Source organism: Endozoicomonas atrinae (assembly GCF_001647025.1).
Classification (GTDB): Bacteria; Pseudomonadota; Gammaproteobacteria; order Pseudomonadales; family Endozoicomonadaceae; genus Endozoicomonas; species Endozoicomonas atrinae.
Genome location: NZ_LUKQ02000093.1, coordinates 1 through 21,517 on the forward strand (window position 1 = coordinate 1; position 21,517 = coordinate 21,517).

At 47.4% G+C, this 21,517-nt stretch carries 20 protein-coding genes; 9 read left to right on the top strand and 11 right to left on the bottom strand.

Annotation, left to right across the window (positions count from 1 at the left end):
- Positions 1 to 484: IS256 family transposase (locus AK963_RS14180; RefSeq protein WP_139117411.1), on the top strand; the 484-nt coding region annotated here is incomplete at its 5' end.
- A gap of 64 nt (positions 485 to 548) precedes the next feature.
- On the opposite strand, the gene AK963_RS14185 is transcribed toward AK963_RS14180, so the two are convergent.
- A complete protein-coding gene (locus tag AK963_RS14185; RefSeq protein WP_066016110.1) occupies positions 549 to 1,559 on the bottom strand; it encodes a hypothetical protein in 1,011 nt (336 codons plus the stop codon).
- A 587-nt stretch (positions 1,560 to 2,146) separates the two neighbouring features.
- On the opposite strand from AK963_RS14185, the gene AK963_RS14190 reads away from it, so the two are divergent.
- From AK963_RS14190 to AK963_RS14205, 4 genes are read left to right on the top strand one after another with little or no spacing between them, the layout of a single operon-like run.
- Positions 2,147 to 3,265, top strand: coding sequence for an ABC transporter permease (locus AK963_RS14190; RefSeq protein WP_066016111.1), 1,119 nt, complete (start codon positions 2,147 to 2,149; stop codon positions 3,263 to 3,265).
- Positions 3,266 to 3,267: 2 nt separating this feature from the next.
- Complete coding sequence (locus AK963_RS14195; protein ID WP_066016112.1) at positions 3,268 to 4,110, top strand: ABC transporter ATP-binding protein; 843 nt, start codon at positions 3,268 to 3,270, stop codon at positions 4,108 to 4,110.
- On the top strand, positions 4,107 to 5,060 hold the full coding sequence (locus AK963_RS14200) for an MlaD family protein (protein WP_066016113.1): 954 nt from the start codon (positions 4,107 to 4,109) through the stop codon (positions 5,058 to 5,060). Before AK963_RS14195 ends, AK963_RS14200 begins: the two co-directional genes overlap by 4 nt.
- The gene (locus AK963_RS14205; protein WP_066016114.1) at positions 5,057 to 5,707 is read left to right on the top strand and encodes a PqiC family protein; all 651 of its coding nucleotides are present in this window, start codon (positions 5,057 to 5,059) and stop codon (positions 5,705 to 5,707) included. The genes AK963_RS14200 and AK963_RS14205 overlap by 4 nt, the downstream gene beginning before the upstream one ends.
- Before the next feature lie 65 nt (positions 5,708 to 5,772).
- On the opposite strand, the gene AK963_RS14210 is transcribed toward AK963_RS14205, so the two are convergent.
- Together AK963_RS14210 and udp are read right to left on the bottom strand one after the other, a co-directional pair.
- Positions 5,773 to 6,636 carry an OTU domain-containing protein gene (locus AK963_RS14210; RefSeq protein WP_066016115.1) on the bottom strand — a complete coding sequence of 288 codons (864 nt, stop codon included), beginning with the start codon at positions 6,634 to 6,636 and terminating at the stop codon, positions 5,773 to 5,775.
- A 99-nt stretch (positions 6,637 to 6,735) separates the two neighbouring features.
- Positions 6,736 to 7,509: a uridine phosphorylase gene (gene udp / locus AK963_RS14215; RefSeq protein ID WP_066016116.1), complete on the bottom strand. Its 774-nt coding sequence runs from the start codon at positions 7,507 to 7,509 to the stop codon at positions 6,736 to 6,738.
- Between the two features lie 226 nt (positions 7,510 to 7,735).
- Between udp and AK963_RS14220 the strand changes: the two genes are divergently transcribed.
- Entirely contained in the window at positions 7,736 to 9,079 is a 1,344-nt protein-coding gene (locus tag AK963_RS14220) for a sodium-dependent transporter (protein ID WP_066016117.1), read from the top strand.
- A 4-nt stretch (positions 9,080 to 9,083) separates the two neighbouring features.
- Here AK963_RS14220 and AK963_RS33270 read toward each other — a convergent pair whose 3' ends face one another.
- Positions 9,084 to 9,257, bottom strand: coding sequence for a hypothetical protein (locus tag AK963_RS33270; RefSeq protein WP_175404524.1), 174 nt, complete (start codon positions 9,255 to 9,257; stop codon positions 9,084 to 9,086).
- Positions 9,258 to 9,315: 58 nt separating this feature from the next.
- A complete protein-coding gene (fkpA, locus tag AK963_RS14225) occupies positions 9,316 to 10,086 on the bottom strand; it encodes an FKBP-type peptidyl-prolyl cis-trans isomerase (RefSeq protein ID WP_066016118.1) in 771 nt (256 codons plus the stop codon).
- A gap of 502 nt (positions 10,087 to 10,588) precedes the next feature.
- Between fkpA and AK963_RS14235 the strand changes: the two genes are divergently transcribed.
- Entirely contained in the window at positions 10,589 to 11,581 is a 993-nt protein-coding gene (locus AK963_RS14235; protein ID WP_139117412.1) for a lytic transglycosylase domain-containing protein, read from the top strand.
- 263 nt (positions 11,582 to 11,844) lie between these two features.
- On the opposite strand, the gene AK963_RS14240 is transcribed toward AK963_RS14235, so the two are convergent.
- From AK963_RS14240 to AK963_RS14260, 5 genes are all read right to left on the bottom strand, one after another.
- Positions 11,845 to 13,686: a M2 family metallopeptidase gene (locus AK963_RS14240; protein WP_083232651.1), complete on the bottom strand. Its 1,842-nt coding sequence runs from the start codon at positions 13,684 to 13,686 to the stop codon at positions 11,845 to 11,847.
- 329 nt (positions 13,687 to 14,015) lie between these two features.
- Positions 14,016 to 14,645, bottom strand: coding sequence for a LysM peptidoglycan-binding domain-containing protein (locus AK963_RS14245; protein ID WP_066016121.1), 630 nt, complete (start codon positions 14,643 to 14,645; stop codon positions 14,016 to 14,018).
- A 313-nt stretch (positions 14,646 to 14,958) separates the two neighbouring features.
- Positions 14,959 to 16,212, bottom strand: coding sequence for an organoarsenical effux MFS transporter ArsJ (gene arsJ / locus AK963_RS14250; RefSeq protein ID WP_066016122.1), 1,254 nt, complete (start codon positions 16,210 to 16,212; stop codon positions 14,959 to 14,961).
- Entirely contained in the window at positions 16,212 to 17,219 is a 1,008-nt protein-coding gene (locus tag AK963_RS14255) for an ArsJ-associated glyceraldehyde-3-phosphate dehydrogenase (protein ID WP_066016123.1), read from the bottom strand. The genes arsJ and AK963_RS14255 overlap by 1 nt, the downstream gene beginning before the upstream one ends.
- Before the next feature lie 16 nt (positions 17,220 to 17,235).
- On the bottom strand, positions 17,236 to 17,580 hold the full coding sequence (locus AK963_RS14260) for an ArsR/SmtB family transcription factor (RefSeq protein WP_066016124.1): 345 nt from the start codon (positions 17,578 to 17,580) through the stop codon (positions 17,236 to 17,238).
- Between the two features lie 315 nt (positions 17,581 to 17,895).
- Between AK963_RS14260 and AK963_RS14265 the strand changes: the two genes are divergently transcribed.
- Together AK963_RS14265 and AK963_RS14270 are read left to right on the top strand one after the other, a co-directional pair.
- Positions 17,896 to 19,200 carry a dicarboxylate/amino acid:cation symporter gene (locus AK963_RS14265; protein ID WP_066016125.1) on the top strand — a complete coding sequence of 435 codons (1,305 nt, stop codon included), beginning with the start codon at positions 17,896 to 17,898 and terminating at the stop codon, positions 19,198 to 19,200.
- A 406-nt stretch (positions 19,201 to 19,606) separates the two neighbouring features.
- Positions 19,607 to 20,974: an amino acid permease gene (locus AK963_RS14270; protein ID WP_202969781.1), complete on the top strand. Its 1,368-nt coding sequence runs from the start codon at positions 19,607 to 19,609 to the stop codon at positions 20,972 to 20,974.
- Between the two features lie 64 nt (positions 20,975 to 21,038).
- Here the strand turns inward: AK963_RS14270 and AK963_RS14275 are convergent, their stop codons facing one another.
- Positions 21,039 to 21,239 (bottom strand): hypothetical protein, encoded by a 201-nt coding sequence (locus AK963_RS14275; protein ID WP_066016126.1) that lies wholly within the window; start codon positions 21,237 to 21,239, stop codon positions 21,039 to 21,041.
- Positions 21,240 to 21,517: the final 278 nt, after the last annotated feature.

Below are 21,517 nucleotides of genomic sequence, written 5' to 3' on the forward strand. Positions count from 1 at the left end.
TAACACCGTGTTCCCAATGGCTCAGGTTCAGCTGTGTATTGTGCATCAGGTACGTAACTCGCTGAAATACGTCTCCTACAAGGACCGTAAATGCGTCGCCAGCGACCTGAAACGGATTTACCGGTCAGCGACTGCTGAAGAAGCAGAAATGGAGCTGGAAGCCTTTGAAGAAGCCTGGGGGGAGAAATTCCCATCGATTGGTAAGTCCTGGCGTAATAACTGGGATAACCTGATTACTCTGTTCGACTATCCTGAAGATATCCGAAAAGCGATTTATACAACGAATGCCATTGAGTCCTTGAACAGCGTCATTCGTAAGGCGATTAAGAACCGGAAGATTTTTCGGACGGATGAGTCAGTCATGAAGGTAATCTACCTGGCCATGGAAAAAGCTTCCGAGAAATGGACCATGCCGATCAGGAACTGGAAAGCCGCCATGAACCGGTTTGAAATTATGTTTCCTGACCGGTTCAAGGAGCAGTAGTTTTAGTGGCGTTTACACAGAATTATTTACAGGCTCGTATTTGATCCAATGATTAATCCTGTTTTCACTTTTGGTGTTTTGAATATGACCTTTGGTACCTTGATTCTGTAGCTGAATATGCCCTGTTATCAGAACTGTGGACTATCTGTATGCTTTCTGGCACTAAAAAAAGCGGAATATAATGTGAGCGCTGTGATGGCCAAGTGGTAAAGTCTCTTGCTGATTTGGCTCTGACATACTGTTTCATCTCAACTTCATCAAATTCGAGTCTTCCCTTGATGTAAAGGTTATTTCTGGCATTTCTGTATCGCATGTCCTTTTCAAAATCGTAGTCAAAAGACACTTCGATGTGGTACCGGCTCTCTGGAATTTTGAAAATGGCATAGTCATCACTGCAGCCTGGTTCACAATATGAAGTCTTTACTTTGATCTCAGTGCCTTTGAGTGCGTTAAGCCGGCTTATGATATCAGCATGACTTGGCTGTTGATGGTTTTCAGTTCTGGAGGAGCATCTGCGGGTAGAGTGATTCTGTGTCGAGTTGTTTCTGGATTCCGTTAGTTTCCAAGGGGTTGTTGTGGACTTATAGCTATCACATATCTCTATTCCTCCTATAGTGCCTGGAGAGGGTATTTCTTCGTCTGAACTTTCAGTTCGCTCATTGTGTTTTGGTATTTGACGTATGCCTGCGCATATTTGATCTTCTTCATGAGTGTAGGTCGGAAAAGAGGGGTAGTGAAAAGATCTTGCTACTGAATGAACCGGGGAAGCATCATTGTTGTGAAAGTCAGTATGGCTTACATGTTGTGCTGGGGGATCGGTCTGCTCTTCGGGCTCTGCTATTTGATGGATGTCTGCGCATATTCGACTTTCTCCATGACTATGGTTTTGAAAAAGCGGGGAGTGAAAAGGTCTGGCTTCTGCCTGAACCGGGTAAGCATTGGCGTTGTAAGAGTCAGTAGGAGTTACGTGTTGTTCGGGTGTATCAGTCTGCTCTTCAATTTTCGGTATTTGATAGGTGCCTGCGCATATTGGTTGTGCTTCATGAGTATGGCTCGGAATAGGTGGGGGCAGCAAAGATTTTGCTTCCCCCTGACTCAGGGGAGTACCAGTGCTATGAGAGGGAGTTGGGTGATGGTATACCAATCTATGTTGTACTGGCGCATGCATCGGCTGAGTTGAAAGAAAAGGGGGGTGTCTTGGACAAGGGATAGGCTGAAAAGATCCTGTTGCCGCCTGATCCGGGGGAACACAAACGTTTTGAAAGTAACTTGGGTAAGGGGGTACCAACCTTTGCTGTGCAGGTGTATGCACTGACGGAATGACAGGGAGGTGTACTTGTCCTTGGCCTGGATTAAAGCTCCCCATCTGCCACCTCAACCACGATGCATGTATGGCTTGTGGGTGTGTTTGTTGATTGGGAGGGGGCAAGAAGAATAGGGGCACCCTTGGCGTTTGATCCATAACTGTGAGTATTACCTGGTTGACGCTGATTTTGATACTGTTTGTAACTCATTAAGAAAGCATATACAGCAAATAGTTCCCGGTTTGTTTTTCCGATAGCAGAAAGTCAATGAAGAGCTGGATCGTGAAGGGCGGCTGGACTTGCCTACCTGTGGCGTTTTCCTGTTATTATTGGCGCTTTTTCCAAGGCATCAATAAGCATGAACCAGGCGACACTGACCTTTGATAAAGTGTCTGACCCGAATGTTGTTATTACCCTGCAGGGAAGTTGGACGGTCAGTGGTGCTCTACCGACCCTGGATCAGCTTTCTGCGTTACTGAATTATGATCAATTAAAGACTGTTGCCTTTATTACCGGTGATGACTTTTCATGGGACTCCAGGCTGCTGGCCTGGTTGATGGCCTGCCAGCGTATGCTTGAACCCTCCCGTTGCCAGTTTGACCTGAGCGGCTTACCTGAGGATGTGGGAGATTTGTTCAGGCTGGCCAATACCGTGCCCCCCAATAAGGCGCTGCCTGAAAGGCATACATCACTCTTTCAGAACCTCACCAGCCGGGTTGCCCGGTTGGGTGATGAGGCAATGGAATTGCTGGCTTTCACCGGAGAGTTGGTAATTACACTGTTCCGCTGGTTTTCTCGAAAAGGGTCTGCACGATGGTCGGATATCCTTAGCTACTGCCATCAGTCTGGTCCTTCTGCGTTACCCATTATTACCCTGCAAAGTGTGCTGATCGGGATGATTCTAGCCTACCTGGGAATGGTTCAGCTCCGACAGTTTGGTGCAGAGGTGTATGTTTCCAACCTGGTGGGTGTGGGGATGGTTCGGGAGATGGGGGCGCTGATGACTGCGGTCATCATGTCAGGCCGAACCGGTGCCGCCTATGCAGCCCAATTGGGTACCATGCAGGTCAATGAGGAAATTGATGCACTGACGACGCTGGGTATTAAGCCCATGGATTACCTGGTATTACCAAGGACACTGGCGTTGATTATGACGATTCCAATGCTTTGTCTTTACAGCAATATTCTGGGGATGTTTGGTGGAGGGCTGGTAGCCACCAGCATGGATGTCACCTGGACGATGTATCTGTATCAGCTACGGGATGCCATCACCTTTGGTGATATTATGACCGGCGTTTTTAAAAGCGTTGTCTTTGCGGTATTGATTGCCATGGCAGGCTGTCGTGCAGGTCTTGCCTGTGGTCGCTCATCAGCAGCGGTAGGCCAGGCCACCACCAATGCAGTAGTGACCGCCATTATCTATCTGGTGGTGGCAGACGCTGGGTTGAATATCCTTTTTTATCACCTGGGAATTTGACCATGAGTCAACTGCGACAGGACCGTCAGGACGTAGTGATTGAAGCCTGTGGATTGACCATGAAATATGGCAGCAACCTGATTCAATCCAACCTGAATTTTCAAATCTGCAAAGGTGATGTGTTTGTCATTATGGGGGGGAGTGGCTGTGGCAAGAGCACGCTCCTGAAACATATGATTGGACTCTATGAGCCAGCAGAAGGGGAAATTCTGTTTGGCGGGCAGAGTTACTTTACCGATTCACCCGAACAGCAGTTGGCAATGCGTAAGCGCTGGGGTGTGACCTATCAGGGAGGCGCTTTATTTAGTGATAAAACACTGGCAGAAAATGTTGCCCTGCCACTGGAACAGTATACGACACTGACGAGTAAAGATATTCGGGATATGGTGCGTTATAAGCTGGCGCTGGTTGGTTTGGCCGGTTTTGAAGATTTTTATCCATCCCAGATCAGTGGTGGTATGTGTAAACGTGCCGGACTCGCCAGAGCCATTGCCCTGGATCCGGATATCCTTTTTTTTGATGAGCCGTCGGCTGGGTTGGATCCACTCAGCGCCAGACGGCTGGATGACCTGATTCTGCAGCTAAGAGATTCAACCGGTGCCACCGTGGTGATTGTGACCCATGAGCTGGCCAGTATTTTTGCCATTGGCAGCAATGGGGTCTACCTCGATGCCAACACCAAAACCCAGCTGGATACCGGTTCTCCGAAACATATGCTTAACCACAGTAAACACGACCTGGTCAGGGAGTTTCTGTCCAGAGGAGAGTGTGCAGATGAGGAAGAGTATAGAGCGACTCAAAAAATGAAGGTTAATGAGGCCCGCTTGTCTGAGAGAAGTCTATGAATAGAAAATCCCTGTCGGTATCCGTCGGCCTTTTTGTCATTCTGGTCATTACAATGACGATTACTCTGGTGTTGTTTCTTAATGCGGATGGTTTTTCCCGAAAGGATGTCCAGCGTTATCAAATCCTGTTTGACAGTTCGATAAAAGGCTTGAATGTTGGCGCTCCTGTGACGCTGCGTGGCGTAAAAATTGGTGAGGTGGTCAGCATCAAGACCAAGCTGTATCACAATCACCAGAAGGTCTTGAATGTGGTCACTATTGATATGTACCCGGATGCGATCAGCGAACAGGGTAAAAGCAGTGATCATAATGTGCTGGGACAGTTGATGAAGCAGGGGCTCAGTGCCCAGATTGGACTGCAGAGTGTATTAACCGGGTTGCTGTATATCGAGGTGGATTTCTTTGACTCTCTTCCGGAAATGCAGCCTGTGTCTACCGAATACCCACAGATTCCTACGGTGCCCAATAACCTGGAAGAGTTTATTGAGAAATTTGAGAGTATAAACATGGCGGAAATGGCCAGTAGTTTAACAGAGGTTCTGGATAATCTGGCCAGGCTGACCGGAGATGGTCGACTGAATAAACTGATCGACGATGTTGATCAGGCATTTGTCAGTATGGAAGCCATGTCCAATGAAATGAGTTCAAGTATGGCGGGTATTCGCCGGGAGTTTGCCTCCATGTCGCGGGATGCGGGGGAAGTGACGGCATTATTGAAAACCGAGCTGCCTGCAGCTACACAGCAACTGAATGAAACCATGCTTCAACTTCAGGAGACCATGGCCGCGGCAGAAGAGACACTGGCCCCTGACTCACCACTGATGTACCAGCTGACGCAGAGTTCAAAAGACATTAGTCGTGCGTCCAGGGCGGTTGATGACCTGGCTGACATGCTGCAACGTCAACCCGATTCCATTATCTTCGGCAGAAAAGCAGGAGACTCCCGGTGAGCCGTTACTTACGTATATTGAACCTTGTTTTGCATCATAGAGCTGCTTCCAAGGCTTTCTTTGTGGCCTTGTTGGTTAGTCTTATGTCAGGTTGTTCCATCAAGAACCCAACCTATCACGACTATGCACTGGTACCGGCAACGATTTCACAAGAGAGTAAAGTGCTTTCAGAGCTGCCCGCTACACTGGGGGTTTTTCCAGTGAGTGTTGCGGGCTGGCTGGACAAGAAAAATATCACCTGGAGCGATGGTGGTGTGCGCTTACAGACTGCTGTTAACGATCACTGGGGAGAGCCGTTGCCAGAGCTGCTGACACAAGTCATGGTACAGAATATGCGTAGTCAGGTTCGCTCCAGTAGCTGGGTAAGCTCGGGTCCCTGGGTTCGAGATAAACGCCCGGACGTTGTCGCATTTATTGATGTTCAGTCGATAGTGGTGGTGAATGACCAGCTGCAGATAAATGTGGCCTGGTCTCTGGAGGGGCAGGACCGGCAGGTTATTATCCAACGGGAAAAGGTCTATGCCCTGTTGCTGGAGAGCGGTGATTCTACACAGGCATACGTTCAGACATTAAGTCAGGCTTGGGGATTGGTTGCAAAAGATATGGTTCAGGGGTATTCCAGACTTCGGAAGCAAGAACACAATTGAGGAGGAAACATTAGGAAGCTGCCGGAAATAGGAGGCTGTCGGAAAATAGAGCTTTGAACAGTTTCCTATCCTGATTTGTGGGAATTGCGGAGGTTACGCTTTCTGCAGCCTCTGAAGTGATTGTTGTTAATGTGTTCAAGTAGTACAAAATCTCCAAGGGCATTTAAATCAAGAGTTTTCAGCTGATTGTCAGCGAGGTTCAGGTAGAATCCATTGGCATCAGCAGCACTCCGAATAGTACCAGAGTTATTTACTGAAATGACTGGCCTTCGCAAGACTCTGGCGAGCAGAGGGGTGATTACCGTATACACCCACACACCATTGCGATTAATTGCGTCCAGGCCTGTCATGCCATGGTGGTCAACTCTTTTTGTTAAATAGGAATAAAGGTCGTCTTCTGCCACTGGATTCCGGCAACTTTCGTATTCATTGAGGTTTAAATGGCGATTCATTTCGTATTCATAGAGCCATTGTCTTGCTTCTTCATGAACCCGTTGACGTAGGGTGTGAGCGCTCCAGTCAGGGCATTGCACCGTAGCGGCATGGAAAAAACAATTGCCATCGCTTAGAACATCGACAACTTCGTACCCTTTGCTGTACACAATGCTGGATGTGCTCTCAGACTGACCGCTGAGCCTTTCTCTCGTCATATCGATACCATAGGACGATGTTGAAGGAGTGCTATTTTTTGAAAAGGCAGAGATGGCACAGGCTGTAGAAACCACGGTAATAGTTCCAAAGACTGCCGCTGTGGTGAAGAACCCTGCATAGATCGCGCTCAAAGCAAAGGCTGCGGACACGATGGCGGCAGCCGTTGAAAGTATACGGACTGCCCAGCGTTTCCAGCTTACCTGTGGTTTATCTGCCGGTAAGGTATCACCTGATCGATCCGCTAAGTTGATGGATGACGGTATTGGTAAGGCTTGCATCTAACGGATGCCTCTCCTGAGTATTATGTCAGTCCAATCTTAGTCCCACATCCATAGAGGTTCCTGATTCAATAGTCGATCAGCAAAGCCCCGATATCATCAATCAGTGACTCCCAGAAGGCGTCTTGCGGCTCCAATCACCGTATTAATTGCGTTGGGCTCAACGTTGGCCAGCTTTTCAGTATCCGGGGTTTCATTGCAGGTGCGGTTAACGATGACTCCAGCCACACAACCGGCTTTAAGTCCCATGGCAGCGCACATGGTCAGGAGGGTTGCAGATTCCATTTCATAGTTAAGCACACCCATCGATTGCCACTCTTCCATAGAGCCCTGCAGCTCTTTTCTAACCCGCTGGGTGAAGGTGTCATAGCGTTCCTGACCAGGGTAGAAGGTATCACTGGACGCAGTAATACCGGTCCAGTAGTTAAGTCCGCTTTGCCCGGCAGTATCTACCAGTGCGCGGGTACACTGGAAGTCAGCAACGGCAGGGTAGCTGAGAGGGGCAAAATGTCGGCTGGCACCATCCAGTCGAACGGAGCCGGTGGTGATGATCACGTCACCCACATTGATATGTGGCTGGATTGCGCCGGTGGTTCCAACTCTCAGAAAGGTACGGACCCCCAGTTGTGCCAGTTCTTCCACTGCGATAGAAGTAGATGGCCCGCCGATACCGGTTGAGCAAACGATTACGGGCTGTCCCTCCAGCTCCCCCCGCCAGGTTGTGAACTCACGGAGGCTGGCCAGTTTTGTCGGGTTATCCATCAGTTCAGCAATTCGCTCGACCCGTTCCGGGTCACCGGGGACAATGGCCAGTCTGGCCCCATTCAGAGCCTCGCGGGTCAGGCCGAGATGAAAAACGTCGCTGCTACTCATATATCCCTCCGGGAATTGCCAGTTAAGACTTCCACCATAGAGTTCATCATAGACCCATCCATTGTGGGTGTTTATCGATCTGAATCAATAGTTAATCCACTGGAGAGCTTGTCTGCTATGGAATCCTTCGTGGTCTATCCGATGATATAAGTATCAGTTTGCGTCTATGCTGATAGGAATCTGCTGGTCAGTACAATTCGGCTTAACAATAGAAAATGGACAATCCATGCAGCCTGAAAACAGAATCACTTCCAATCGAGCTTTTATTTTCGCTATTGCCGGGGCTGCCATAGGCTTGGGGAATATCTGGCGTTTTCCTTATGTGGCGGGTGAAAACGGAGGAAGCCTGTTTTTCCTTCTGTATATCGTTTTTGTTGTGCTACTTGGGCTGCCGGTAATGATTGCCGAGATTGTTGTTGGGAGAGCAGGACGAGCATCACCCGCCAGCAGTCTGCGGCAGCTGGCTGTCAGCGCCGGTCATACAAAGCACTGGAGCAAGCTGGCTTGGCTGGGAACACTGGCTGCTACAATGATTCTTTCTTTCTATAGCGTGGTGTCTGGCTGGGTACTTCACTTCTTTTTTCAGTCGCTTTCAGGCGAACTTTCTGCAAACAGCATTCGAGCGACATCGATAAATTTTCAACAGCTACTGGAATCCCCGTGGCAGGTGGTTTTATACCACGGGATGTTTATTCTCATGACGGTTGCCATTAGTGGTCGAACTATTTCAAAAGGTATTGAGCAGTTGAATAACTGGCTAATGCCCCTGATGTATCTGATTCTGGTCGTTCTGCTGATATACGCAAGCCAGTTCAGTGGTTTTACGCTAGCCCTGGATTATCTGTTTGCCTTCAAGTTTGAGGCCGTTAGCGGTGGAGTGGTACTGGAGGCCATGGGCCATGCTTTTTTCACCCTTGCCATTGGTGCATGCTGTTTGATGGCTTATGGTGCCTATATGCCAGAGCGGTTGTCAGTGGTTAAAGCTGTACTGATTGTCGCTTTGCTTGATGTCCTGGTGGCGGTGATGGTTGGTGTTGCAACGTTTGCCGTGGTGTTCAGCGAAGGGCTTGCAGTTGCTGGAGGTCCCGGGTTGATGTTCATCACGCTACCGGTTGCATTGGCTCAAATGCCGTTTGGTTCAATGATTCTGCCCTTATTTTTCCTTCTTCTGGTGATGGCCGTCTGGACTTCTGCAGTCAATCTGGCTGAACCCCTGGTGGTGATGATGAGCCGTCTGTGTTCAGGGTTCCGCGCAGCAGGGGCCTCAATAGCAGGTGGTATTATCTTCCTGGTTGGGCTAATACCCGGCCTTTCTTTCAGCGTCTGGAAAAATGTTTCTGTTGATGGCAAAAACCTTTTTGACCTTTATACGGCCTTTGCTACTCAGGTCATGCTGCCGGTAGTAGGGCTTCTGGTGCTTTATTTCTGTGGTTATATCATGGAAAGGAAGGTGCTGATTGAACAGTTGGGAATGCAGGGCAAGTACCTGCAAACCTGGCAGCTTCTGATTCGCTGGGTCAGCCCTGCATTACTTTTGGCGGTCATTATTAGTGAGCTGTTTAAATTTTGATCAATTACATCAGGCTTTTGATCAGCGCAGCAACCAACATCACAAAAATTAATACCATGGCAATTTTGGAAAGCTTGCTTTGCTGCTCATTGGTAAGTGGCTTGCCATGGAGCTCTGTCAGTTTAACCACAACAAACAGGGTGATAAACAGTAGTACCAAAATTGAGATCAGGTTCATAATTCACAAATAAATAACGGGCATTAATACTGCGCGTTATTGTAACCAGCCTGAAGATTTATTTCTTGGCTTGTTTGCTGTCAGCTGCTTTCTTGCTCTCTTCTTTACCTTCGATGCTGATCAGCTCAACATCGAATACCAGAACGGAGCCAGCTGGAATCGTGCCGACTTCCTGGTCTCCATAGGCCAGTTCAGCAGGGATCGTCAGGCGATATTCAGAGCCGACGGGCATCAGGGCAACACCTTCAGTCCAGCCCTTGATGACGTTAGCCAGAGGGAACGTTGCTGGCTGGCCTCTCTGCTTGCTGCTGTCGAAGACAGTGCCGTCAGTCAGAGTACCTGTGTAATGAACGGTAACCGTGTCAGCCGCTACTGGTTTTGGTCCGTCGCCCTGCTTGATGACTTCATATTGAAGGCCGGACTCAGTCACGGAAACACCTTCTTTCTTGGCGTTATCTTCCAGATATTTGGCGCCAGTTTTAAGGGTTTCCTCACGCTTCTCCTTGGCTTTCTCCTGAACAACGGTGTTCATCTTCTGCTCATGAGCTCGGAGGGCAGCACCCATCTCCTCGTCGTTCATTTTGACCTGATCCGAGAGCGCGTCCAGCAAGCCCTGCTGAACCAGCGCACGGTCAAGCACAACACCGAGCTCATCCTGCTGCTTCAGTGTCTGACTGGCAAAGTTACCAACAGAAGCACCAATGGCATAGGCGGCTTTCTGGTCATCAGTGTTTAACTCAACTTCAGGAGCCTGAGTAGTTTTTTCCTGACAGCCTGCTGCTAAAAGTACAGCTGCTGCCAGAGCAGATATTTTAATAACCTTCTTCATATCAGTTTCCGTTGTTTCTGGCCAAAAGCCTTATTGGCCAAGACGATCTTGCCTGTATCAGGATTAAAGTTAAGAAAAACCTTATTAATAATGGCACAGCCTTTACAACAGTTGAACCAAATAGCAATAATTTTTCAAAAAAATCACATTATTACCTTACGGTATATCATCGTGCGTTTATAAAAAACGATTCTTTTGAATTTAAATGGTCGAAACTATGCTGGCGTACTGAGCTGTAAAGAGAGAAATAGATATATAGGACCATTAATTCTCTGAGCAAGATATTAATTGAATGGTTCACCATTCGATTTCCGGAGAAATAGGAGGCTGAAAGGGCTGCTGGGGATTAGAATTCTGCTGTTCAGTCTTTAAGGCCAGGAACCTCGGTACCGGAGCAAAATGCGCTATATTTTCATGGTCATTGTTTCTTTGTCCTAGTTTAAAATTCTGGTTTCAATTTATAAAGCTTATCGTTATCTATTGTTTGCTTTGGAGCTGTTGCTTGGAGTCTGAAGTCAGCATCACTGTTTTTATCCAGTCCAGAAAGTGGTCTGAGATCCTTTTGTGCAATAAAGGTACAGGAAAAGACTTATCATTATCGGTTGGTAGCTGGATGGTTTGGTATTTTCGGGTTTTAGCTCTCTTTGTTATTGTCATGGGCCTTTCTCTTGTGCCCTGCCATGCACACGGATCAGAAGTTATGGTAGAGACGGATGATCGCCGAATGGAAAAGGGGTACCGGCCGGTCTGTATTCATGACCCAAAGGATGGTTGGCAGTCGTTGCGCCATGGTTTTCGACTGATGGCTCACTATAACAATGAGAAGGTAGCCGAGCAGCTGAAAGCATTTCCCCAATATTATTTTAACCGCCTGTCTGAACGCATATTGGTGCATCAATTTTATTTGAACAAGAGGATTCAGGAGAAAGGGTTGCCATCAGAGTTGGCTTTGCTGCCTCTTATCGAAAGTGAGCTTAATCTTAAGGCTCGATCATCTGCCAGGGCTATGGGCCTCTGGCAGCTGATGCCCAGGACAGCCAGGGCTTACGGGCTTAAGGTATCGAAAAAGTGTGATGAAAGAACGGATCTCGAAAGAGCCACGGATGCCGCATTAACCTATATTGAGTACCTTTATCGGCGAACCAATGACTGGATTTTAACCATTGCCGCTTATAATGCGGGCCTTTATCGGGTGAAGCAAAGCATTGATTTGGCCATGGAGTCTGGAGAATATTCAGATGCAGGTTTCTGGAGCCTTGATCTGCCTGCTGAGACACGAAAACATGTTGCCAAGTTTCTTGCCCTCAGCCACGTGGTTCTTCTGCCGGGCAAGCATGGTATCAAGTTACCATCACTTTCTGCTGTAGAGGGTGGAGGCTTTTCCAGCGTCAAATCTGGCTATCACTCCCCTGAATGTATTATTCCCGGTGTTGGTTGCCTTTATTGTCGCCAGTTGGTGCTTATGGTGCTTTATATCTATTTTCAATCTTTTTAGGGTCAATTGACGTTTCGTTGCGAGCCCAGCCAGGCATCGTGTCCTGGCCAGATGTGCTGAGCACCTAAAGAAACGTCAGCATGCTCTTGACTGTTGTACTTTTTAAGAATACCCACACTAAGTGTCTATCATCTTCAACTGAGAAGGACTGCGCAGTGCTCTGATAACCTTCCCCGGACATCCTGTCAGGGGGGAGGTGAGGAAGAAAGAGGGAATACCTTATATATATTCAGTTATGCTTTGAAGGGGTAGACATAGCCCGTTTACCATCCACACTGACGCCCTTTGTTTTGCTCATCCAGGTATTCCTGAAGCGGGGCGAAGTACTCCAGAATTGCTGAAGCATCCATTTCGTGTTTACCGGTAATCGTAGCCAATGCTTCCTGCCATGGACGACTGGAACCCATTTCAAGCATTCTGTTCAGATGACCACCAGCCTCTTTTGAATTGTAAATCGAGCAGCGGTGGATAGCCTCTTTATTTCCTGCAATATCACAGAGGGCTCGATGGAATTCAAACTGCAGAATATGTGACAGAAAGTAGCGTGTGTATGGTGTATTCCCGGGGATATGGTATTTGGCTCCCGGATCAAAGTGCTCCTCAGTACGGGCTACGGGTGCCTCAACCCCCTGATACTTTTTACGGAGCTCCCACCATGCCTTGTTATAGTTCTCCGGGGTTATCTCCGCCGAAAACACTTGCCAGCGCCACTGGTCGACCAAAAGACCAAAAGGCAGGAATGCAATTTTATCCAGCGCCATCTGCATCAAAAGGCCAATATCTTTTGAGGCATCAGGAAGCTCGTCAAGCAGGCCAATATCCTGCAGGTAACCGGGAGTGACTGACAGGGCGATAGTGTCTCCAACCGCTTCATGAAAACCATCGTTGGCACTTTGCTGATAAAAAACGGGTTGTTTCTTGTAGGCTCGCTGGTAAAAATTGTGCCCCAGCTCATGGTGTATGATTGAAAATGCTTTTCCAGTGACCCGGATACACATCTTGATTCGCAGGTCATCCTTACTGTCAAGGCTCCAGGCTGAAGCGTGACACTGCACATCACGATCCCGGGGCTTGGTAAACAGTGATCGTTCGTAGAAAGAGTCCGGCAGCGGGGCAAAACCCATGGAGGTAAAGAACTTTTCAGCTCTTTTGACCATTTCAAGTTCATTGTAATTGTGCTGTGTCAGCAGGCCTGTCAAATCATAACCGGGATCAGCCTGCTCCGGAGCAACGATGTCGTAGATGTTGCTCCAGATCTGGGCCCACATGTTACCCAGAAGATGGGCAGGAATAGGCCCATCCTGAGGAACTCGCTCGTCCCCGTATATCTCACCCAGTTTTGCCCGAACGTGGCAGTGGAGAGACTGATAAAGTGGTTGCACCTGTCGCCAGAGCTGTTCCAGCTCTCTGGCAAAGTCGTCAGCGGGCATATCGTATTTGGAACGCCACATCGAGCCGGTATCTGTATAGCCCAACTCTTTTGCCCCCTGGTTGGTCAGGTTTACCTCTTGCATATAAAGAGGGCGCATGGGCTTCGCAATTTCATGCCAGCCAGTCCATAGCTCCATAAGTTCCTCATAATTACGGCTGGTGGCCATTGTTGCTGATATTTCGCTCAGACTGAGGCAGGATTTTTCATCTCGACAGTATTTTCCCTTACCATAAAGGCTACTTAGTTGAGTGGTTACCCCTGACAGCTCATTGTTCTTCTCATCATCCATTGGTGATGGGAGTGTGAGAGCCAGTTTCAACTTTTCCAGCTTGCGCCGTGTATCGTCACTTAGCTCAATATTATTAAACCGGGCCGCTTCGTGTGCTAGTCGAACGACAGCCGCTGTTTTTTTTGCACTCGTTTCAGCGACCAGAGAAGATGTATCATAGGTGATAAAATTGGCATGAATCCATTTGGCTCGATTCACTTTCTTACTCAGCTTTTTCAGAGACAGTTCAGATTCTTGCAGAAATAGTAGAGCGTCTTTTTCAGTGAGTTCATCCCTGCTGGAAGCAGTCCTGTTGCCTTCTGGTTCCTGATGGTGGTCCGCAAATGCGATCAATGAAGCGAAAACAAAAACAGGCAGTAACCTGCTGGATGTTATGATTTTCATGTTGTAACGTCATGCTACCCGATTGAATTGGTGGCTTAATCATAGCCGAAGCGGTGGATATCACTGTTTGTGATAGCTGGGGAGCAATTCATTTCAAATCAGAGCTTTTTTGGCTGTTGAGAATGACACCTGATTAACGTTCCTCACCACAACGGCTTGGTAACATATCATGTTGCTATAGGTAGAAGACTTACAGGGTTGTATTAATTTGGGGGGGGATGATTAGAAAACTCCAGCCCAGGGTTTCACAGAATGAATTCTGGGCTGGATAAGTACCGGTCAAATTTGAGGGAGGGTAGTCAAACACTTACGTTTTATATTAATGCCTATCAATCTTTGATAGCAGGCATGTATATTGTAAATCCAGCAAAAATTAAATCCGGATCTTTAATTAGAGGCGTGTTATTCTTCCAGATAGCTTTCCAGTGACGGCTTGTACCGTAGGCATTTTTGGAAATGGATGTTAATGTATCTCCACGCTTGATTAGATATGGATCGCCATTTTTGCTTTGAACAAATTCTTCAGCTGGTTCTGGGAAAGTTAGTGTCATTCCCTCTTTGATTATATTGTCAGATCCGACTTTTTCAGGATTTGAATCCTTGATGACTCTCCATTGTTCATAATCACCGTATATTTCGAAAGCGATTTTCATCAAAGTGTCATTTTGATTAACGGTGTAGGAACCTTGACTATAAGAAAGATTATTTATCTCTGAGCCAGAGGTGGCAAAACTTGAGAGCTTATAGGATATGGGTTTGTTACTCTGTCTTCTGGATTCTGACTCTTTATAACTATTGGAAAGTGAATTGCTTTCTTTATTTGTTGAATCAGCTAGTTTTCTGGAATCTCCAGAAAATGGTGATGATTCTTTATCGCTGTTAATTGTGGCTTCTTTTTGTTTTGAGTCAGAGCAGGCAGCCAGACCAAATGCCAGTCCAATTATCAATAAGCTTTTCATATAAACACCTGACCAGAATATTTTTTGAAATTTATTGATTTTATTGTTGGTTAGGAAAATCAATAAATAAAGGTAGGTTGGTTTATTTGTCTGGGTAATTGCCAAATGACATTAATTAATGGACATCACTATGTTTTATTGACAGTGCTACCTGTTATCGGAAATAAAAGTCATTTAATCTGTATTCCAAATTAGGGTGGTTCTTCGTGGGTAGGGTTGTAGTAACGTTAATGCATTGAATATAAGGCAGTAAAATCGAAATTTTCGGGAGGGAGAGCAGCGGATGCTGCTCACACTGATCACCGTGGCCCCCTTAGCGATGGCCCAGAAATTCCTGATTATGATCCGGCATTGCCAGTGAAATGATGGCGGTGAGCATAATAAAGAGAGAAGAGATCCACAGGCAGGCTTCCAGTCCCCCCCATTGAAAAGTCCATCCCGAAAGCACTGTTCCGGTTAAACGTCCCATGGCGTTGGCCATGTAATAGAAGCCAACATCCATGGATGCGCCTTCCTCCCGGGCAAAAGAAACAATCAGATAAGAGTGCAGGGATGAGTTAATGGCGAATATCCCGCCAAAAATCAGCAGGCCGACAATAAGGCTCAATTGTGGATACCACTGGAATGTGATAGCAAGTGCCAGCAGGACAGACACCAGCAGTAGAGTTGCTGACCATAAGACAAGAGAGGTGCGACCCTGGATATGCTGACTCTGAGTCCCGGTAATTGTTGGCGCAATACCCTGGACCAGACCATAACCAATCACCCATATGGCCATAAATCCTCCCGTTTCCACAGAGCTCCAGCCAAAAACGGCACTCAGAGAGATAGGCAGGGCGATGACAAACCAGACATCCCGGGAGGCGAAGAGAAACAGGCGGGCAGCAGAGAGAGTGTTGATTGCCTTGCTCTTAGAGAAGATCTGAGTGAATTTTGGCTTACTGCGGGCTTTCCCCAGGTCTTTTTGCAGCCACATCAGGCTGCCTGCTAATACCAAGGTTAATATAGAAGCCATGGTAAGCATGGCAATCTGGAAACCAACCAGACTCAGCAGGGCTCCACCCAGAAAGAAGCCTGCACCTTTCAGGGCATTTTTTGATCCTGTTAAAATGGCTATCCAGCGATAGAGCTTTCCAGACTGCTGGCTGCTGACCAGAGTTTTTATGGAGGTCTTCGCGCTCATCTTATTCAGGTCCTTTGCAATACCTGAAATAGCCTGGGCAAACATCACCAGTGGTATTGAAAGGAAATGTGAAGGGACTGACAGCATCAGCAAGGCGATGATCTGCATGAACAGGCCGGTATTCATGGTTCTGTTCAGGCCGATGCGGGCGCCCAGCCAGCCGCCAATCAGGTTAGTGACTACCCCGAAGAACTCGTAAAAGAGAAACAGCATGGCAATTTCCAGACCGGAGTAGCCCAGCGAATAGAAGTGGAGAACCACCAGCATGCGCAGGGCTCCATCGGTCAGGGTAAAGTTCCAGTAGTTGAACGTGATGAGCGCGTAATTTTTTATCTGTTGCTGCTGGAGATGCTTGCTGTTTTCAACGCGGGGAGTCTCAGTCATCAGGAGTACTCTCTGCCAACCTTCAGCGCCAGCTCGGCAGTGCGACAGGCATAGCCCATCTCATTATCGTACCAGGCATAAATTTTGACCATGCGCTGGTCAACCACCATGGTGGAAAGTGCATCAATAATTGAAGATCGCTGGTCACCACGGTAATCGATAGAAACAAGGGGTCTTTCCTCATAACCGAGGATGCCATTCAATGAGCCCTCGGCGGCCGATTTCAACAGCCGATTAACTTCCTCTACGGAAGTATCTCTGGAAACGTCAAAGACCATATCGGTGATTGAGGCATTAGCCAGAGGGACCCGGATGGCATGACCATTCAACCGACCCTCCAGATCGGGGAAAATCTGGGTAATTGCCGTAGCGGAACCCGTTGTTGTCGGGATCAGGGACATGCCGCAGGCACGGGCTCTTCTCAGATCCTTATGGGGAGCATCCAGAATTGTCTGGGTATTGGTCAGGTCATGAACGGTGGTGATGGCTCCCCGGGTAATGCCAAGTCTTTCGTGAATAACCTTTACAACAGGAGCTATGCAGTTGGTTGTGCAGGATGCAGCTGTGATGATGCGGTGCTGGCTGGCATCATAGAGCCTGTCATTAACCCCCATGACCACATTCAGAACACCTTCTTCCTTGACGGGGGCGGTGACGACAACACGTTTCACTCCCTGCTCAAGATATTGGTTGAGTTTGGCTGTTGCCCTGTGGATGCCCGTCGCATCAATAACAACATCACAGTCTGACCAGTCGATGGCACTGATTTCTTTTTCCTGAGAGTACTTAATGCTCTGACCATTAATGAGAATATGCTGGTCATCGGATGAAATGGTTTCCTGCCAGGTACCCTGTACAGAGTCAAATTCCAGCAGGTGAGCCAGTGTTGCGCTGTTACCGGCAACGTCATTAATCCTTACAAATTCCATTTCCGGCCAGTGCCATGCTGCTCTGATCGCCAGCCTGCCAATACGGCCAAAGCCATTGATACCTACTTTAATAGTCATGCGATTACTCCTTATTTCAACAGCTCTTTGATGAAGGGCGGTTGGGCATTGACTCCAGCCGGTCGGTATCCTGCTGGTACTCGCCCTTCAGACATTTTGAATGGCGAAGACCATCGACGATTTTGTTCATCCAGCCGGGTAGATCTTCTGCTATAGAGTAGAAAATCCATTGATCTTTACGACGGGTGTTTAACAAACCGTGGTTTCGCATTTGTGCCAGGTGTCGGGATATTTTGGGTTGAGGCTCATCAAGGGCAGATACCAGCTCACAGACACACAGCTCACCTTGACGGGCTATCAGAAGCAGACAGCGTAGCCTGATTTCATCCGCCATCATTTTGAAAAACTCATGAGGCAGCATAAAAATTCCTCATATATTTGAATATGCGAATGTTCGCATGTATAGGAGATAAAATGCAATGTCTGGCAGCTGTTTTTTGGTGAGTGAACAAGGGGTAGAGGATTGCTTGCTACCTGTGCAGTTAATTTCCCGGAAAAATGCTGAATTGCAGCCATAATGAATGGGTTCTGCTAATGGTGTCGTTCTCTTTGGGTTAAGCGCTACAGGTTGAGACTTTCCTCAAATTACCTGAGAAGAACTATCCAGCTCTGTACAGAAAGCGTATTCATTTTTCTGTGCGTGGCAGTACCATTTTAGTAACCGCGGATAGCCCCTATGATCAAAACATGGAACCAATACTCACTGACAACCAAGGTTCTGATAGGAATGATTACTGGTCTTGCGACGGGTTTGGTTATTCGCACTTTCCTGTCTGAGAGTTTCTTTGTTTCTCAGTACATAACTGATGGCCTGTTTCATATTATTGGTCAGATTTTTATCTCTTCCCTGAAGATGCTGGTAGTACCACTGATTTTTACATCCATCGTCTGTGGCACGAGCTCTTTGACTGATGCCTCGACTCTCGGGCGTTTAGGGGCGAAAACACTCCTTCTTTATCTTTTTACAACGGCGGTTGCGATCACTCTGGCCATTGTTGCCGGGCTTATTGTCAAGCCTGGGGATGGTGCTAACCTGGAAGCTGCATCCATATTTGTTCCCCAGGATGCACCGGCAATCAGTGATATCCTGATTCATCTGTTTCCGGATAATCCGGTTGAGGCTATGGCCAGTGGCAATACCCTGCAGATTATTGTGTTTGCAGTGCTTTTTGGTATTGCTATCGGGGCTGCAGGTCAGCCGGGAGAACGTATAGCCCGTATCTTCGACTCAATGAATGAAGTAATGATGAAGCTGGTGGCTTTGCTGATGAACATTGCTCCTTATGGCGTGTTCTGCCTGATGGCCAAGCTGTTTTCTACCATTGAGCTGTCTGCTATTGCCAGTCTGGCAAAGTATTTCACGCTGCTGCTTTGTGTCTTACTGCTGCACGTTCTGGTGACTTACTGCGTTTTGCTGAAAGTGTTTACCGGGTTAAGTCCGTTGACTTTTCTGAGCAAAATGGAAGATGCCGCCATGTTTGCTTTTAGCACTGCTTCCAGTAATGCGACGATTCCAGTGTCTATGGAAACTGTCACTCACCGGTTTGGTGTGGATAATCGTATATCGTCGTTTACTATTCCACTGGGCAGTACGGTGAATATGGATGGTACGGCCATCATGCAGGGTGTCGCTACCGTCTTTATCGCTCAGGCCTTTGGCATTGATCTGGGCATCAGTGATTATTTGTCAGTAATTCTGACCGCAACACTGGCCTCCATTGGTACCGCTGGTGTCCCGGGAGTGGGTATGGTTATGCTGGCAATGGTGTTGCAGCAGGTTGGCCTGCCACTGGAAGGAATAGCGCTGGTGATGGGGGTTGACCGACTGCTGGATATGGTGCGAAGTGCTGTGAATATCACTGGTGATTGTGCGGTAACCTGTATTGTTGCCAGGTCGGAGGATGCAATGGATACTTCGGTCTTTAATGATCCTGAAGCAGGTGTCAAACAGGAAACCATAGACTTTCATCATATACGTTGACAGTTAGTTTATTAGCGCTGGTCTTTTGCAATTTTCAGGGTAATAGATGGGTATTTGAATACTTACCCAATAGTTCAACTATTTCCTGATACACGACATACTTCATTTTTTATTCAATTTTTGACTATTGATCTCTCTGACGGCTCTTTGGCTATGGCTATACTCATACTACGCTATCGGTTGCCCCTGCAGGTAAATTCTTGAATGGGCATAGATTCAGCGAAAGTACCCAAGAGAGTCTTTGATCACACCAGTCATTGTTTCTGACTATATCCCGCCTTTTATTTCCGCTATTTCTGAGAGCCCAACTATGGCCACAGTTTCTAACTCTCCCACCAAACGACTGTCGATAATGTCCATCGCGCTGATGACATCAGCAGCTGTTATAAGCTAGCGGGGACTGCCGATGATGGCTAAGGAAGAGATGACGATGTTCTTCTACATCGGCTTTGCAACCATTCTTTTCCTGATACCGGCAGCACTGGTTTCCGCTGAGTTGGGTAGTGCTTTCTCAAACATGGGGGGAGGAGTTTATACCTGGGTTGAACAGGCGTTTGGTCCAAGGGCCGGGTTTATATCAATCTGGCTGCAGTGGATTCAGAACGTCGTCTGGTATCCAACGGTGATGTCATTTGCTGCGGCTGGGATTGCTTACCTGGTCGCCAGGCCTGAGCTGGCTAATGATCAGTATTATGTTGGCGTTTTTTGTATTGTCTTTTACTGGCTATCAACATGGATGACCTTTAAAGGTACCGATGTTATTGCCAAGGTCACCAGTAGCAGCTTTCTGGTGGGTACGGTTTTACCGGGTATCATTGTTATTATTCTGGCACTGCTCTGGGTCGATCAGGGCAACCCGGTTGCCTTTGAGCATTTGACAACTCAGGACACAGGCTTGTTCCAACTGGAAGGGGGTAAAGTCCATTCACGCTTTTGGCCCGAGTTTAACAGCTTCGGTAATATTGCTTTCCTTGCTGGAATTATTCTGTTGTTTGCCGGAGTTGAAGTGCATGCGGTTCACGCCAATGAAATGGGCAACCCAAAGACAGAGTTTCCCCTAGCGATGTTAATTGCCGCGCTGATTATCTTTGTGCTCTTTACCCTGGGATCATTAGCCATTGCTGCAGTTATGCCTGCGGAAGAGATTGATCTTCAATCCGGTCTGATGGCGGCCAGTCAGATCATGTTGAATAAAATGGGTATTGGTGATTGGAACCGTTTATTCTGCTTGTTGCTTGCTCTGGGGGCACTGGGTGGTGTGATGTCATGGATCAGTGGTCCCAGTAAAGGCCTTCTCTGGACTGCAAAACTGGGTCACCTGCCTCCGGTTCTGGCAAAAACCAATGACAATGGAATCCCAAAGAATATTCTGTTGGTTCAGGGGGGGCTGGTGACCTTGCTTTCCTGTATTTATTTTGTGTTCAAGAATGTCAGTGTGGCGTTTTTTCTGATCAGTGCGATGACAATTGCACTTTATTTAATGATGTATATGTTGATGTATGCAGCGGCAATACGGCTCCGTTTCACTAAACCTGATCTGGAGCGACCATACAAGGTACCTGGTGGCGAAGGGGGGATGATTATCATCGCTGGCCTTGGTTTTCTGGGGGTGCTTTTCGCCTTTGTTGTCTCTTTCTTTCCACCCAGCAATTTACCGATAGGAAGTCCATCTACTTATGTGGGTATTGTTGTGGCTGGTACTGTTATCTTTCCGGGAATTGCTTTTGTTCTGGATATGATGAAGAAGCCATCGTGGAAGCAGACAGATAGCTAAAAACCTTTGAGCTTTGACGAAATGGAATGTTCCCAGGGAAGGGAGAAAGTATCCAGCAGCCGTTTCACATCAAATAGAGCATGGCCATAAAGATAAAGCCTGGTACAAAGAAACCGACCAGAGCGCCAGATTCCCGGTCTCCCCAGCGTTTTTCTGTGAAGACGCCAGCAAAATGAATGATGATTATCCATAGCAACAGGCAGGTGGAAGCGATTATCCATCCGGTTACGGTCATTTCTTCAAGAATTTTCATCAGGTTAAACATAGGCGGGCTCCTCTACTTCAAGCGTCTTTTTATTACTGATTCGACTTGGCTGTAGGAAGCATAGACGCTTTGTCAGAAGTCTGCCGTTAGAGGGAGAGTGGTTTGTGGGAACCGAAGCAGAGTCTGAGTAGATAAAAAAAGGGGCAAAAGCCCTAGCCGCTACGCTAATTGGTGGCGGCTAGGATAAGTATTAAACTTCCCACAAATGACATATAAGGCATTGTTAATCAATAATATTATTTATATTTGAGGGGTGGCAGGAGCATCCATTTTTATAC

Excerpts from the sequence above, each read along its gene's own strand:
- AK963_RS14270 (WP_202969781.1), top strand. The coding sequence starts at position 19,607 with ATGATGGCTAAGGAAGAGATGACGATGTTCTTCTACATCGGCTTTGCA.
- AK963_RS14200 (WP_066016113.1), top strand. The coding sequence starts at position 4,107 with ATGAATAGAAAATCCCTGTCGGTATCCGTCGGCCTTTTTGTCATTCTG.
- fkpA (WP_066016118.1), bottom strand. The coding sequence starts at position 10,086 with ATGAAGAAGGTTATTAAAATATCTGCTCTGGCAGCAGCTGTACTTTTA.
- AK963_RS14265 (WP_066016125.1), top strand. The coding sequence starts at position 17,896 with ATGATCAAAACATGGAACCAATACTCACTGACAACCAAGGTTCTGATA.
- udp (WP_066016116.1), bottom strand. The coding sequence starts at position 7,509 with ATGAGTAGCAGCGACGTTTTTCATCTCGGCCTGACCCGCGAGGCTCTG.
- arsJ (WP_066016122.1), bottom strand. The coding sequence starts at position 16,212 with ATGACTGAGACTCCCCGCGTTGAAAACAGCAAGCATCTCCAGCAGCAA.
- AK963_RS14255 (WP_066016123.1), bottom strand. The coding sequence starts at position 17,219 with ATGACTATTAAAGTAGGTATCAATGGCTTTGGCCGTATTGGCAGGCTG.
- AK963_RS14245 (WP_066016121.1), bottom strand. The coding sequence starts at position 14,645 with ATGAAAAGCTTATTGATAATTGGACTGGCATTTGGTCTGGCTGCCTGC.
- AK963_RS14240 (WP_083232651.1), bottom strand. The coding sequence starts at position 13,686 with ATGAAAATCATAACATCCAGCAGGTTACTGCCTGTTTTTGTTTTCGCT.
- AK963_RS14195 (WP_066016112.1), top strand. The coding sequence starts at position 3,268 with ATGAGTCAACTGCGACAGGACCGTCAGGACGTAGTGATTGAAGCCTGT.
- AK963_RS14260 (WP_066016124.1), bottom strand. The coding sequence starts at position 17,580 with ATGCTGCCTCATGAGTTTTTCAAAATGATGGCGGATGAAATCAGGCTA.
- AK963_RS14220 (WP_066016117.1), top strand. The coding sequence starts at position 7,736 with ATGCAGCCTGAAAACAGAATCACTTCCAATCGAGCTTTTATTTTCGCT.
- AK963_RS14190 (WP_066016111.1), top strand. The coding sequence starts at position 2,147 with ATGAACCAGGCGACACTGACCTTTGATAAAGTGTCTGACCCGAATGTT.
- AK963_RS14275 (WP_066016126.1), bottom strand. The coding sequence starts at position 21,239 with ATGTTTAACCTGATGAAAATTCTTGAAGAAATGACCGTAACCGGATGG.
- AK963_RS33270 (WP_175404524.1), bottom strand. The coding sequence starts at position 9,257 with ATGAACCTGATCTCAATTTTGGTACTACTGTTTATCACCCTGTTTGTT.
- AK963_RS14210 (WP_066016115.1), bottom strand. The coding sequence starts at position 6,636 with ATGCAAGCCTTACCAATACCGTCATCCATCAACTTAGCGGATCGATCA.